The organism is Bradyrhizobium sp. UFLA06-24, from assembly GCF_054967145.1.
Map to the genome: position 1 here is coordinate 1 of NZ_JADFUE010000107.1, position 14,362 is coordinate 14,362.

6 protein-coding genes and 8 pseudogenes are annotated in these 14,362 nt (G+C 59.8%); 10 read left to right on the forward strand and 4 right to left on the reverse strand.

Annotated elements, in window-relative coordinates:
* Positions 1–707 precede the first annotated feature (707 nt).
* The 4 genes and pseudogenes from IF809_RS36415 to IF809_RS36430 all read left to right on the forward strand — a co-directional run.
* Positions 708–2,183, forward strand: coding sequence for an outer membrane beta-barrel protein (locus IF809_RS36415; protein ID WP_441258789.1), 1,476 nt, complete (start codon positions 708–710; stop codon positions 2,181–2,183).
* An 83-nt stretch (positions 2,184–2,266) separates the two neighbouring features.
* A pseudogene (locus IF809_RS36420) lies at positions 2,267–3,099 on the forward strand (transposase); the annotation flags it as partial.
* 29 nt (positions 3,100–3,128) lie between these two features.
* A pseudogene (locus IF809_RS36425) lies at positions 3,129–3,515 on the forward strand (IS3 family transposase); the annotation flags it as partial.
* A gap of 67 nt (positions 3,516–3,582) precedes the next feature.
* A pseudogene (locus IF809_RS36430) lies at positions 3,583–4,082 on the forward strand (transposase domain-containing protein); the annotation flags it as partial.
* A 41-nt stretch (positions 4,083–4,123) separates the two neighbouring features.
* Here IF809_RS36430 and IF809_RS36435 read toward each other — a convergent pair.
* Complete coding sequence (locus IF809_RS36435) at positions 4,124–4,318, reverse strand: hypothetical protein (RefSeq protein ID WP_232208676.1); 195 nt, start codon at positions 4,316–4,318, stop codon at positions 4,124–4,126.
* 779 nt (positions 4,319–5,097) lie between these two features.
* Here IF809_RS36435 and IF809_RS36440 point away from each other — a divergent pair.
* From IF809_RS36440 to IF809_RS36465, 6 genes and pseudogenes are all read left to right on the forward strand, one after another.
* Complete coding sequence (locus IF809_RS36440; protein ID WP_018648284.1) at positions 5,098–5,331, forward strand: DUF2188 domain-containing protein; 234 nt, start codon at positions 5,098–5,100, stop codon at positions 5,329–5,331.
* A 26-nt stretch (positions 5,332–5,357) separates the two neighbouring features.
* A pseudogene (locus tag IF809_RS36445) lies at positions 5,358–5,906 on the forward strand (IS6 family transposase); the annotation flags it as partial.
* A gap of 258 nt (positions 5,907–6,164) precedes the next feature.
* Positions 6,165–6,622, forward strand: a pseudogene (locus IF809_RS36450) (SbmA/BacA-like family transporter).
* Positions 6,623–6,848: 226 nt separating this feature from the next.
* Positions 6,849–7,420: pseudogene (locus IF809_RS36455) on the forward strand (IS66 family transposase); the annotation flags it as partial.
* A gap of 417 nt (positions 7,421–7,837) precedes the next feature.
* Positions 7,838–9,583, forward strand: a complete 1,746-nt coding sequence (nopM, locus tag IF809_RS36460) for a T3SS effector NEL-type E3 ubiquitin ligase NopM (RefSeq protein WP_014497859.1) — start codon at positions 7,838–7,840, stop codon at positions 9,581–9,583.
* Between the two features lie 56 nt (positions 9,584–9,639).
* A complete protein-coding gene (locus tag IF809_RS36465) occupies positions 9,640–9,810 on the forward strand; it encodes a hypothetical protein (RefSeq protein WP_014497858.1) in 171 nt (56 codons plus the stop codon).
* Positions 9,811–9,980: 170 nt separating this feature from the next.
* Here IF809_RS36465 and IF809_RS36470 read toward each other — a convergent pair.
* The 3 genes and pseudogenes from IF809_RS36470 to IF809_RS36480 all read right to left on the reverse strand — a co-directional run.
* A pseudogene (locus IF809_RS36470) lies at positions 9,981–10,227 on the reverse strand (IS6 family transposase); the annotation flags it as partial.
* 286 nt (positions 10,228–10,513) lie between these two features.
* A complete protein-coding gene (locus tag IF809_RS36475) occupies positions 10,514–11,101 on the reverse strand; it encodes a GNAT family N-acetyltransferase (protein ID WP_063701405.1) in 588 nt (195 codons plus the stop codon).
* Between the two features lie 249 nt (positions 11,102–11,350).
* Positions 11,351–12,175: pseudogene (locus IF809_RS36480) on the reverse strand (IS6 family transposase).
* Between the last annotated feature and the right edge of the window lie 2,187 nt (positions 12,176–14,362).

Here is a 14,362-nt window from a genome sequence, read left to right on the forward strand (position 1 = left end):
ACCAGCGCGCATTCTCTCGCCCCCGAATCAACACGTAGGCAAGAGAATCACGTGGCGCTATTTAGGTACAGACCCTAGTCCCATCAGTAGGACTCGGTGAAATTAAAATCAACGGCGACACAGCGCCGTAGTCGGGGAAGCGCAGAGGGCTTCCTGTTGACATCACACGGGCCGGGTCTGCACGCGCCACCGCGCGTACACATTCAGCGCGCGAGCGGGCCACTCTCGGGTAACGTGGCCCTTGTCGGTATCGAGACCAATGTGAGCAACTTGGCGCCACACGCCGCGACGAAGTGCCTGCATAGCCTGCGAATTCACTTCGGCACGCGACTTGCTCTCTTTGCGGCATCACCACCAATCGCTTGCGATGATCCTCGGGGGCGGACTCGGCGCGCGTCGCTGTTAGCGTCTGGTCCGCCCCGACGGTTTGCTGCGGCGATAACTTAAGGGCGCTCGGTCGTGGGCCGAGACAATACAGGGAAGTGTTGGATGCGATCCGGAGTTCTTCTTTTAGGAGCCACGACAATTGCGCTCGTCGCAAACGGTGCAGCGAACGCGGCAGACCTTGAGCCAGAAGTGAAACTGCCGCCCGCGGTGTGGAACTGGTCGGGAGGCTATATTGGCGGGCACCTCGGCGGCGGCTACGGCCGAACCTCCTTCAGCAATCCTACGGTCCGTCAATCTATGGCGATGTCGTCGATACCCCAGTGCTTCTCGCGGGTGGCCAGATCGGCTACAATTGGCAGAAGAATGGCTGGGTGTTCGGCGTCGAACTCGATGCCAGCGGTGCTGTCTCCGACGGCACGAATACTTGCCTCGCCGCCTCCGGCTTTGTCGTGAGTGCAAACTGCAAGGCAGGTCCCAACGTCTTTGCCACCGGGACTGGGCGCGTCGGTTACGCGTTTGGCGCGCTGGGCCGCACGTTGGCCTATCTTAAGGGAGGAGTGGCTTGGCAAAACAATCGAGGCGACGTCGTCAACAACTTTGAAGGCGGCGCGCCACAGGAGAAAACCCATTTCGACTATGGTCGCCTCGGTGGCGTCATCGGGCTAGGCGTCGAGCAAGCACTTACGTCTGCATGGTCGGTCAACGTCGAGTATGACTATCTCCATTTCGGCGGGCCGAGTGTCGCAACGCCTCCGACGGTGCAGAATCCGCCGTTCGCCATTCTTCCGGCGAACATAACCAGCCTCTCCAGCAGCTATCACATCGGAAAGATCGGGTTGAACTACCATTTTGGCGCCGACCCGTGGGTGGTGCGTTGGCCCGATGCGCCGCTCTACGCAAAAGCGCCCGCCGGCGCGGCGCCGATTGCTTACACGGCCGGTTGGTCGTTCGAAGGCGGATCGCGACTCTGGCTCAGCCGGGGTCGATTCCAATGGGACCGCAGCGCAGTGGCCTCCGGCGGCCTTGAAGACCCCAGCATGCTAATATCGAGGCTCACCTATCACGGACTTGACGGACTTTCCGGGGAGCTATTTGGCCGTCTCGACAGCCCGTGGGGGGTGTTCCTGAAGGGCAACATTGGCCTTGGGCGCTTCGACAAAGGACACATGAACGACGAAGATTGGGGCCTCCCCCCGAACCTCTCCTATGTCAACACGATATCAGGCCAGGCCAACGGGAGGTACACCTACTACACGGCCGACGTAGGCTATGATTTCCTCCGCGCCGCCAACTACAATGTCGGCGGCTTTATCGGCTGGACGTATTACGAACAGAGCTCCGATTCGAGGGGGTGTGTACAGATAGCTGCCCCACCTCCATGCTTGGCGCCGGACGACGACCAGGTCGTTGGCAGCCAGAATACTCAGTGGAATGCAGCTCGTGTCGGCCTAAGCGCCGAAACCATGCTCACCGAGCGTTGGCGTTTGAACGCTGACGTCGCTTACCTGCCCTGGACCGATTTCAAGGGGCGTGACCATCATCTCTTGCGCCCGACGACCATGTTTGATGAACAACAGAGCAATGGGGGCCGAGGCGTCCAGGTTGAAGGCGTCTTGTCCTACTTCGTCACCAGGAACTTCAGCGTCGGCGTGGGTGGCCGCTACTGGGCGATGTGGACCAACAGCCGAAGCGACTCATTGTGCAGCAGCAGCGGCTGCGTTGAACCGACCATGCTTGCGAAGTACAGCATGGAACGCTGGGGTACGTTCTTTCAGGCGTCCTATAAGCTCGATTGAAAAGACCGCACCAAAAGCCAAGAGCCAGGCTTTCGACGCCCCCTCAAGCTTTGGTAGTGACCATCCACCTCCGCGCCACCTGGACCGGCATGCGGATTATCCGAGCCGTTGTTGCAGGCGAGCGCAATCCCGACGTGTTGGCAACCTATCGGGACGTGCGTTGTCATTCTTCGACCGAGACAATCCGCGCGGCACTGGTTGGCAACGACCGGGAAGAACATGTCTTCGCCCTCCGTCAATCGCTGGAACTATACGACGTTTACCAGGCGAAAATGCGGACTGCGACCGCAAGCTCGAAGCCTTGATCGCCGTATTGAGCAACAAAGGGGCAAAAGCGGGCGCAAAGTTATCAAAGCCACGCGTTAAGACCAAGCAGGTCAACACACCTACCTTCGATGTCAGGGCCGCGCTGTACGGAATGCTCGGCGTCGATTTGACTGAGATCCATGGGTTAGGTCCGTCCCTCTCGCTGAAGCTCATCGGCGAGTGCGGCACGGATCTGAGGGCATGGCCGAGCGCCAAGCACTTCACCTCCTGGCTCTGCCTTGCATCGGGCAACAAAATCTCCGGCGGCAAGGTGCTGTCTTCACGCACACGAAGATCGTCCAGTCGGGCAGCCGCACTGTTGCGATTGGCGGCCACTACTGTCGGACGGAGCGATACGGCGCTCGGCGCATTCTATCGCCGGCTATCCTCACGTGCAGGCAAATCAAAGGCGGTGACGGCGACCGCCCGCAAGATCGCAGTTCTATTCTACAACACCCTGCGGCACGGCATGCACTACAGAGATCCGGGTGCAGACCAATATGAGCGACAATATCGCAGCCGTGTGCTCGCCAACCTTCAGCGCCGAGCCAAATCACTGGGCTTCGTGTTACAGGCTCTTCCGGGGGACGCCAATCCGGCTGTTTCCTAGGAAGGCCGCAGCCTACTTCGCGAAGAAGCGACATGAAGTTCGCCTTCGTCGCGAAGCACCGGACGATCTGGCCGGTGGCATGGCTATGCGATGCGCTGGGAGTGTCGCGGTCGGGCTTCCATGCCTGGCTGAACCGCTCTCCCAGCGCCAGATCCCGCAGCGACGAGGAGCTCGGCGGCAAGGTCAAGGCCAGCTTCGTCGCCAGCGACCGCACCTATGGCGCACGCCGGGTGTGGCGTGACCTGCTCGCCGACGGGGCGGATTGCGGCCTGCACCGGATTGAGCGGCTGATGCGCCTGCAAGGCTTGCGGGCGCGGCCGCGACGTCGGCGCTTGCCGAAGGATGACGGCGATCGACAGCTCGAGACCGTACCGGCGAACCTCCTTGACCGGCAGTTCGCCGCCGAGTGTCCCAGTCCACCAGCGAGCAGTTCCAGCGCCTGATGGCCGACCACGGCATCGTTTGCAGCATGAGCCGTGGCGCAAGCTTGCGAAAGATGCGCAGTTCGGTCGATCGTCGGAAAGCTGGACGCTGATCAACTACAGCCTGTTTTGGAGGGCATCGAAGAGGCCGTCGCGGCTCTCGAAGCAGCCGAGGATCACGCCAATCCAAGAACCTGCGAGAAGCGAACTGCCGAGCGCAGAGCCAACCGCGGTCAGCTGCCGGAGTATTTGCCGCGCATCGTCGAGACCCTGATGCCCACTGCAACCTGCCGCCCGTACTGCGCAGGCGTCCTTTTTGAAATTGGGAGCGATGAGAGCCAGAGGCTCGACGTCGTACCGGCGCAGTATCGCGTAATCGTCACTCGCCGGCCCAAACTGGCCTGCCGCGCTTGTCATGGCGTCGTCCTCCAGCATGCCGGGCCCGAACACTGCCCACGGAGCGGCTGGTCAGCGCATGTGATCGATGCCAAGTATCATTGGCATTTGCCGCTTTATCGCCAGGCGCAGATGTTGGCGACGCACGGCATCGCCATCGACCGTCGGCCAAGCCGGTAGTCTGGCTACGTGGCGGCTCAGGGCGATCACGTCCGCAAGCGTGGTCGGCTTGGAGTGAGCACGTCTGCATACTCCTCGAGAGCCAACCTTCTTTCCTCGCTGATCGCGTCGGCGGCATGAAACTCGAGACCTGCGACAAGTTTCGCGGATACCGATACCGCGGCGGCGTGCTGCACCGAACGCTCAATCACATCAAAAATCGTATCAAATTCAGTCGCCATGGCGCATTTGCCCCAGGCCACATTAGATCGGCACCAACCAATCCTGGTAGGTGCTTCCAGTCCTTCTCAGCGATACTGCTTGGTAGCACCCTTGGGAATTGAGCCTCTCGGGGTGCCGCGGTGGTCGGTCTCGCTTATCCAAGGGCGAAGGCTGGCCACCGAAGTTTGCAGCGCGTGGTAGGGATAAGCGCTTCCGGAGGCGTGAGCGCCGAGTCACCGCCGGCAACTTCACTGGCCGCGCGGGCGCGGTAGGGACAGCGTCGGGTTCTCACTCCCGACGGCGCCGAGTCATGTCCGCGTGCCTCCAAGTCCGCGTGTGCGCCGCGGAGTGGAGCAACCATGATGCCAAATTTATTGCCTCGTACGATCTAAAAGAGGCAAGGTCGGACCCGCACGAGCGCTTTCTTACAAATGCGATCGAGTGCGGCTGGTCTCCCGGGAGTTTGGACCCTGACGACATTCTATTTGGAGGGTTCATTTGTCGATCAAACGCAAACGGTCGCAGCACTCAACCATCAATCCAGCCTTCGACTCCAACGAGAAAGAGAGACTTGCTAGCAGCTAGGCCACATCTACGACGATTGAAGCTGCTACGTTCCGGTTCTCGTGAATAAGGGAAACTAAGGCGCGGCAGTTGGTCTCCGCGGGTACAGCAAACAGGCCAGCCTACAAGGCGCTGCTCCTTGGAGCCCACCAAATCCGGTAGTTGAGGCGACCGCGGCAGATTTGCAGAGTACGACCCCGTTTATCGATCCCAGGGGCGATGCCGGAGCAAGCTTATGGCAAGCGTTCAGTACTTCGTCACGCGCCATAAAGGCCAGTGGATGGTTGCGCTCAATTGCGAGTACTCCGGCCCCTACGCCACTGAGGAAGAGGCGATCCGCGTCGCGGTCGACGCTGCCCACAAGGAGGGAAAGGTAGGACGCGACGCTCAGGTTCTAGTTCAGGGCCATGACCACAGGTTCAGACACGAGTGGACATATGGCCAGGACCCATACCCACCGTCCGGCTAAATCGGGCTGGCGCTGGCCTTCTGGGCCGATCTCGGACACGGCCCTCAGGTGGTCACCCCGTAGTTTTGCAGCAGCGCCTTCTCGATCGCGGGCAAACAACTTGGCTTTGGCGCGCTGTCGACCAGAAAATGGCTTCGTTCTCGACGTCTTGATCCAGCGCCGAACGCGCTGCGCAGCGGCTCATGAAGAAGCTGTTGAAATACGCCGGCACGCCGCCGCGCGTGATGATCACGGACAAGCTCCGTTCGTACGGCCCTGTGAGGGCGAAGATGGGCTTTCACGTCGAACATCGCCAGCACAAAGCTCTTAACAATCGGGCCGAGATTTCTCATCAGCCGACGCGGCGACGCAAGCCGATCATGAAGGGTTTCAAATCGTCCGATCAGGCTCAACGGTTTCTGTCAGTTCACGATCAATCAGGTCGCGAACCTTTTCCACATCCCCTATCCCGGAGCCGTCACCGCCGACTTCCGTCGTGCTTCGCGCGAGCGAGCCTTTGCGACTTGGCGCGAAATCTCCGCGACAAGCCGAATCTCGAACTGAGAAGCGCCTCCTTCGGCTCGGCGGTCGATTAAGTTGACGATGCCCGACGGTCTCCTGTAATCCAAGAGGCCACAGATGCTCGGACCTCTCGTTTTTCCCCCGACCCAAGCTGTTCTTTCTCTCGGCGATCGTTTGGACCGCACTGACGATGCTGGTCTGGTATGGCTTCGCGAGCAATCTGTTCGAAGCGCCGCAAAAGGCAGGTCGGGTTGGCGACGTTCTCGTCGGCGCCGGCTCTCTGGTTCGACCTCTATTTCGCCGCGTGCGCCGCGATATTTGCGGCTGGCTGGATGTTGGTTGCGCCGCACCCCTGGGCGACGTGGTCGATTCTTGGCTCCGCGCTAATACTGTTCACCTCCTACTTTCAGGTCCAGGTCAGCGTCGCCATCAACAGCTGGTATGGGCCATTCTATGACCTTGTCCAGGCCGCGCTTTCGAAATCGGCGCAAGTGATGGTCCAGCAGTTCTACAGCGAGTTGTCGACTTTTGCCGGCATTGCTCTTGTTGCGGTCGTGTCGGTGTGATGACGCGTTTCTTCGTCAGTCACTACATCTTCCGCTGGCGGACGGCGATGAACGATATCTATGTTGCAAGCTGGCCGCGGCTGCGCGCCATCGAAGGCGCCTCGCAGCGCGTTCAGCAGGACCCCATGCGCTTTGCGAGCGGTCGGATATTCCTTCCAGGCTGCGTTCCGCCACCGCTTCCGCGGCGCGACCAGAGCCTTCGGATGATCCAGCCATCCAGCTGATGGAAGGTATCCCTCCATTGAGGCCGCCTTGTTTGACGGACGCGAGCGCTGCAGGTCCTAGGGGTAATCCTAGCATTACAGTTGCCTTTTTAGGAGATGTCTGAATCTATGGACACCATGATTCGGAGGTCGTGGACGCCAGCAGCGTCGATCGAGGAGACGCTTGCGTTGTGGGCGGCGTCGCTTCCAGAGATCAAGAAATGGATACGTCCGTTGTTCACGCAAGAGAGATGGCGTCACCTTGGCTGGCTGCTGGTCACACAGCCGGCGCAAGTTCTATGAGCTGCATGTTGCAGGAAGCTTGAAAGTTGCAACGGCGACGGTCGAGCGGATGGCGAAGCTCTGGCAGGTCGAGAAGACCATACGCGGTCAAAGCCCCGACGTAGGCGTTGCCGCGCGCCAGCAAGCCTCCACAGCGGTCGTCGCAGATCTCTTCGATCTCTGGCAGCAGACATTGCGGCGGATTTCCGGAAAATCAAAACTGGCTGAGGCAATCCGCTATGCCGTCTCGCGCCGTGCCATCTTCGAACGCTTCCAGACTGATGGTTCGCATCGAGCTCGACTCCAACATCGTTGAACGCGCCATCTGACCACAAACAATTACGAGAAAGAATAGCCTCTTTGCCGGTAGCGACGGCGGCGGACGAACCTGGGCGAACCATCGCAACACTGCTGCAGACAGCAAAGATGAATAACGTCGATCCGTGCGCCTGGCTCAGCCTAACGCCTCAGCGTATCGCCAACGGCTGGCCGAGCGGCGAAATCGACGCGCTTATGCCATGGAACCACGCCGCCTGACGGCCGCAGCTTGCCGCTTACCCTTCGACCGAGTACGTGGCAACGAAGAGTGGCAGACGCTCCGAACGCGTAAGCGCTGGCGGTGCCCATGCCAAGGCAATGGGGGCCAAGCTGGTCTTTGCGAAGCTTGACCGGTTCAACCTCAAACCGGGCTTGCTTCGGTCACCGCTGGCAACCGGCGACCCGGGGTTCTGCAGCGACATTCGTCAGCTTATCGACAGGTAGGCCTGCTAAGGGCAGAACGCTGCCACGTTGACGGCCCTCCGGGACTTATCTGGTCAACGAAATGGCAGGAAGCCTCGCAGCAGTATCGATCCATTTGCGCGTTTGGGCTCGTGTGAACAATGATCATGACACCCGGCCTGCTTCGCGACCTTGAGGAGCGGGGGTATTCTTGTTTTGGCGATGGAGATATTGATGAACACAGGACAGGCTCAGTGGAGTGCAGGTTCTTCCTCGGCCGCTTCTGAAGAGGGGGAGCAGGAAAGTTACCTCAGCGGCTTCAGCCGAGCCGTGGCGGATTTGCTCGAAGCCATGACAGGATATCGGACCCCGGCCTCCGCGCGCGCGCAGTTGCTGGACAACTGGGCGGCCGAAGAGGGGCAGGGCGAAGCCGAGAATCGGCGACAGGGACGCGCACGAATTAGGGGGGCGGACAACACTGGCTCGCACTCGCTGGATTTGTCCTCCCTCTCCCTGACCGCTTTGCCCGCCGCCCTGCCGCCAAGATTGCTGGAACTGCGCGCCAGGCACAACGAGCTAAGCAGCCTGCCCGCTAGCTTCCCACCCGGTCTTCAGCATCTTCTCATTAGCCATAACCGGTTGATTAGTTTGCCGGACGCTCTTCCGGCGACCCTCTCTCGGCTGGAGGTGGCCGATAACAGCTTGACCAGTCTGCCGGCCAACCTTCCGGCTGGGCTCGAGATCCTGAACGCAAGCGACAACCGACTAACTAGCCTGCCGGACGCTCTCCCGAGCAGGCTCACCTCGCTCGCGGTTAGTGGCAATCAGCTGACCGACCTCCCCGACTACCTCCCATCGGGGCTCATTGAACTCGATGTCAGCAGCAATCAATTGGCCGACCTCCCCGCCCCCCTTCCGAGCACCCTCCAATCGCTCAATCTCAGCGGTAACCGGCTGACCAGCCTGCCTGAGGATCTTCTTGAGGGGCGTGTACCGAATCTTAGTCTCAGCTACCCGCATTTGGAGAACCTCGAGTTCGGGGATAACCCGCTGCCGGACGACGTCCTCGCTAATCTGGCGACGGCTGAAGCGCCACCGCAGCTTGCGCAGCAATCTCTATATGAGGCTGCCGCGCAATGGCTCGCAGACGACCCGGCGACGCTGGCCAAATGGCAGCACTTTGCGGATGAGCCAGGCGCCCAGGACTACGCGCAGTTCCTGGAGAGGCTACGAGAGACCGTGAACTACGGCAATGACGAGTTTCGGCAGGCAGTGGCTGATGATCTGCAGCAGGCGGCCGCCAATCCGACATTGCGCGAGCAGTTCTTTGCGCAGGCGTCCGAGGCCAACGCGAGCTGCGAGGATCGTGTCACCTTGCACTGGAATGGTATGCAGACCGCGCGCCTCAACGCTGACGTCGAGGACGGGGTATATGACGATCGGCTTGGCGATCTGATCCAGCGCGGCCGTGTCGCCTTCCGCTTGGAGGCGTTGGACGAGATCGCGCGCGACAGGATCAACTCGCTCGCCAGCGGCAACCCGAACGTAGACGACATCGAAGTCTACCTGGCCTATCAACATCGGCTGCGCGAGCCGCTGGAGCTCAGTCACGTCGCCCCTGACATGCGCTTCCTGGCGGTCTCTCACGTAAGCGAGGATGATGCGACGGAGGCGCTCGACCTGGTCCGGGAGCGGGAAGCAAGCCAGTTCACCGACTTCATGGCAAGCCGCTGGCACCCCTGGGAGACGGTGCTGAGGCGCATCGCTCCAGACGAACATGCAGCGATGCAAGACCGGCTCGTCGAAGCCATGGGCGAAGAGTTCCAAAGCCGTCTGGATCAGCGACTGGCCGAACATGGTCTGGTGGGCGACGTCGATGCCGAGCGGGTGCTCGGAGCCCAAGTCCGAAACCAAATCGCAGGCGAGATCAAAGGCGAGGTCATGCACCGGCTGCTCGCAGAGCGCGGCCTAGAACAATAAGACTTCCCAACAGTCCCGCGGGGATATTCTTCGTTGCTCTGTGGCGCTGCCTCAAGATGGATCCTGCAATCGACATCATCTTTGAGCTGACGATTGCCGATTGGCGCTCGAGCGAGGAGGCTGAGGCGCTGCCCGTTGAGGCAGCACGCATCTACCGCCGTGAAGATCGCACGGTGCGCGGCAGCATGAAATGGTCGGCGCGCAGCCTCATTGCCGATTCCTTGTAAGACGGGATGCCCGGGCCTTCTACCGGGCTGCGGAATGCTCCGCCGGAATTCTGTCGTGACCGCGCGCCGCCTTTGCTTCGTACTCGTCCTCGGGCGAGCGAAATCGACGCGTCAACAACCGGCTTTGATCATCGCGATTGTCGCGGTCGGTCAAGTGCATGCTCTCAGTCGTTTGAACGAGCGGGAGCGCGCGAGCGGATCCATCGGAGAACGCATTGCCGAAGTTTTCGTCCTACTGGCGCACGATTTCATAGGTCACGCCAATGCCACGCGCCGCCAGCACTTCAGCACGTCCTCGACCATGCGCAAGCTTGAGAGGAAGCCGGAATACAACCAAGCGGCATAGCTGATTACTTCCGGTGGGAAGCGATGGCGGCGATAAAGAGGGGTCCGGGCGGTCGGCGTGCTGGTCCTCACCACCCCCTCGGCGGCTCCAATTCGTTAACTTAACGCCATCCAGAGTCTTCCGAAGCCGTCGACCAGATGTGTCTCGATCAGTCTGCTGTCTTCCTCATTTAGACGGCCCGGCTTGTCGAACAGCGTCAGCGGAATGGTAGCTTCCCGACATCATGGAGCATCGCCGCGAGCCCGAGTCGCCCCAATACTTGCTGGCGAAATAATCAGCGCCGCCGCAGACAATACGTAAGCAGTGCTGAAAGGTGGCCCTCGTGAGCCAATGCGAACACAGGCTTTGAATTTCGCTTTATTTGGCTGCTCGCAACATTGGCGTGAGCGGCGGCGAAGAACCATGTTGTATTTTGCCAATGACCTCGAAGCCGTGGCTTTGATAAAAGGGGATGTGATCGGGATTCGAGCTTTCCAGATAGGCGCTAATGCCCTGCTCATCGCATCGTTGAAGAGCGTATTTCATCAACAATGTGCCAAGTCCTTGTCCGACCCAGTTCGGATCGGCCGCGATGAGAGGCAGGTACCAATGCGGCTCGGACGGATGATGTTCGGCCATTTCCTGCCGCAGGAGCGCCATATCTTCGGTGATCGCCGGGTTCAGGGACAGCGCCATTATTTCGTCTAACGCGGACTCGTCTTGCTGCACGCCAGGCGGCAGCCACAGGGCTGCGGCGCGGATCCCTTCCGTGACGTATGCTGTGCCGTGCTCGAATGCTGGTCCACCAGAGGCGTTAACGAACCGAGGCATGCTCCGAAGATATTGGCTTGCGTCAGGCCAACTCCACCGCATCAATGGATCGGCGGCAAAGCCGAGCACAATTGTCCAGACGGTGCTTGTTCGAATGTTTGCATTCGCACATTTGATATCCGACTCCGCCGGCATAATGTGGGTTCCAAATTTTCTGTCTACCTGTCAGAGTTACGTGGCACGACATAAAGAAGACGTGGCCGATCACCAGATTCCTGATATCGACCGGCTGCACCTGGGTTCTGCCCGCTGATGGTCATGTTCCGTAACGACTCAGAATAGATCCATCGCCCGGCACCGGCTCGCCGTGCTCAGCTTCCGGAGCGCTTTTTCATCACTGCAATCCCTGTGCCATACTGAATGTCGAGCGACGGCATCGTCAACTTAACCGACCGCTGAGCTGAAGGAGGCGCTTCTCAAAGGTTCGAGATTCGGCGATAGCGCTTGTCATGGAGATCTCGCGCCAAGTCGCAAAGGCTCGCTCGTGCCAAGCACGACGGAAGTCGGCAGTCAGGGCTCCGGGATAGGGGATGTGGAAAAGGTTCGAGACCTGATCGTGAACTGACAGAAATCGGTTGGCCTGGAGGAGTTGAAACGCATCATGATCCGCTCGCGTCGTCGCGTCGGCTGATGAGAATTCTCGGCCCGATTGTTGAGAACTTTGTGCTGGCGATGTTCGACCCAAAGGCCCGTCTTTGCCCTCGCAGCGCCGTACGAACGAAGCTTGTCCGTGATCATCACGCGCGGCGGCGTGCCGGCGGATTTCAAGAGCTTCTTCCTGAGCCGCTGCGCAGCGCGCGAGTCTCTTCCGCGCTGGATCAAGACGTCGAGAACGAAGCCATTCTGGTCGACAGCGCGCCAGAGCTAATGTTGTTCGCCCGCGATCGAGATAACGATCTCGTCCAGATGCCATTTGTCACCGCGAGCGGGAGCGCGCTCGCGGACCGATCGGAGAACGCCTTGCCGAATTTCGGTCCCCACTGGCGCACGGCTTCATAGGTCAACAGTGCCACGCGCCTCCAGCATTTCCTCGACTATGCGCAAGCTTAAGGGAAACGGGAACTACAACCAAACGGCATATTGACGCCGCCCCGGTGGGCTGCGCCGACAGACTTTCAGCGGTTGCGCAAAAGTACGGTGCACTGCGTGAGCGGGCTGGTGAGCTCGAAATGACGCTGCAACGGAGCCGGACGGCGCGGTCGCGGCCATCTCGTTTGAGCATTCACGGTCGCAAATCGACGCAGAGCGCGGCCCAACCCAAACAACGTCGACTGGTAGAGAAGCGTTCGCCTGAGCTGAACTTCTTGACGGTGGGGCGACCGCGAGTCACCGGACCCGGATTAACGAAGGTCGTCGAACGGCCCACGAAACCCTCGCCAAGGCGTGGGAGGCGAAATCCGCTGCTGCTGGCGCGTTCCAGTCGGCGAGCGCTCGCTGCGAGGAAGCTGCCGCGGGAATGGAGGCCGCGAAGAATCGCCGCGCTTCAGCCGAAGGGGCCTTCAATATGGCCTGTCAGGATATCGCCCGGTCGCAGGGTCAGGTGTTCCCGCTGATTGCCACCGACCCGGCTGTGTCCAGAGCGCTACGAACACGAACTCAAGAGCTCGACCGAACCGTAAATGATACGGACGCCGCCGTCCTGATGCGTCGGGACGACCTGGAGAGATCGCTGGAAGGGCTGACGCGGAGGCATCGACTGACGCCGTTGCAACCCTGACAACGGAAATCGATGCTCAACGAGCTGCCGATTGGCGTGATGCATGTCCCGGGCGCGGGAATTCAGGACAATCTGGGCGACAAGGCGAAGAAGCTCGGCATCCCGGTCTGAAAATTCGGCGGCGCGTGAGCGCCGCAAATTTCTACTACCCGACTTGAGCGACGAAATCGCGCAACTTTCGCTCCGCTTCCTCCGCCGCCTTCTCTACGGCAGGAAAGATCGTGGCCCACACCTCAGCCAACTCCGGAAACTCCATTCGCGCCTCGGCCGGGTTTCAGCGGTAGGGAAATTTGTCGTACCACGTCACTCTTTCGACGCTTGAGGGTCAGAAGCGCTACGCTTCCGCTTTTCAGTTCAACAGCAGCAGCTGTGAGCGCCAGAACCTCTGAGACACGGCCGCCACTTTGCAATAGCACCGTATAGGAAAGTCGGCGTGCAGGATCGAACCCTTGTGCCGCGCGACGGAAGCGACGGCGCTCCGGTAGTGTCAGGTATTGTCGAATACCCGATGTCGAAAAATAGAGCGAGCTCTCCGCACAAGGGAGCCGGGGGGCTCGCGGTCGAGCGGACGATTGATTTCACAGATGGTAGATGGACTGCCGCTGTCCTTAAATGAGGAGGGGAAATGTCGCGTCCCGTATTCGTCGTAGGATTGATTGCAGTCTGCTCCTTCTTTCTTTGCCACCATAGACCGCAGCACAGGGACAGCTGTGCGATCCGTGCCTACGCTCAGGTGAGAAATGCTGCGGTCTGCAGCCGTCTGGTTCGGCGCGCGTTCAATGTAGCGTCGGTTATGGATACGAGCGCACCGGCGCCGAACGTCGCTGTCGCCAGAACCAGCGGAAGTGTTCTCGCCACTGACAGAGCGACAATACACTCCTGACGTGGTGCCTTGGAAAAAGATGCCCCATGAAAATGGGAGCGCAGTCCCCTGCGCTCCGGTCGTTCTTACCATATACGGAAACGGTCACGCTGCCCGTTGCATCACAGCTGTAGCTCTGATCATCGCTAAAGTTCTGATGACAATATTTGGACTATGGACCGGGATGCCACCCCTTCTTGCGCAGCGTGTTGTCAGAACTTTAACAGAGTCGATTGTCAGCTCTGAAACAATGTCTGACTTCCGACGCTACAAACATTCGTAGAAGACGCAGAGCAGCTGCGATTTTCATCGACACGTCCCTTGCTTGGTTCGCGGACGAACATCTCGGATCGCTTTTCCAGGGGGGGGTGCTGAAGGTTGCCTTCTCGCGTGTCGCCACGAGCGCCGTGGTCGTCAGCTTACTCTGAGGCAACATGAAACTAGGCTTCAAGCAATAAGGTCGCGTTGGCTTGGCGTCTCCGCCCTCAGCGGTCGGACTTATCAGACGTGATGCCGACGGCCATTTGTTCTTAGGACATCGAGATTGTCGATCTGCTCAGCAAGGGGTTTATACCCGGACGTCGTTTGGCGAACGCAAGTGACAAGCGTCCGCAAACAACAGGGGCCTTTGGCATGAATGTGGCATCAGGGCTCAGTGCAGGGCGGACATCGGTTAGCACGTGATGCCCCATAACATCGGGGTGAAGGAACTTCTGATGAGGGCCGTATCGATTGAGTTCACTAGTACCCACTTTTCTTGGAACGTGAGTCGTGATTCAAGGTCGGGATGATACCCGAAGCAAGAGAAGTCCACCTT

Bases quoted from the DNA above. Each gene is read 5' to 3' on its own strand.
- IF809_RS36435 (WP_232208676.1), bottom strand. From the start codon at position 4,318: ATGGCGACTGAATTTGATACGATTTTTGATGTGATTGAGCGTTCGGTG.
- IF809_RS36440 (WP_018648284.1), top strand. From the start codon at position 5,098: ATGGCAAGCGTTCAGTACTTCGTCACGCGCCATAAAGGCCAGTGGATG.
- nopM (WP_014497859.1), top strand. From the start codon at position 7,838: ATGAACACAGGACAGGCTCAGTGGAGTGCAGGTTCTTCCTCGGCCGCT.
- IF809_RS36465 (WP_014497858.1), top strand. From the start codon at position 9,640: ATGGATCCTGCAATCGACATCATCTTTGAGCTGACGATTGCCGATTGG.
- IF809_RS36475 (WP_063701405.1), bottom strand. From the start codon at position 11,101: ATGCCGGCGGAGTCGGATATCAAATGTGCGAATGCAAACATTCGAACA.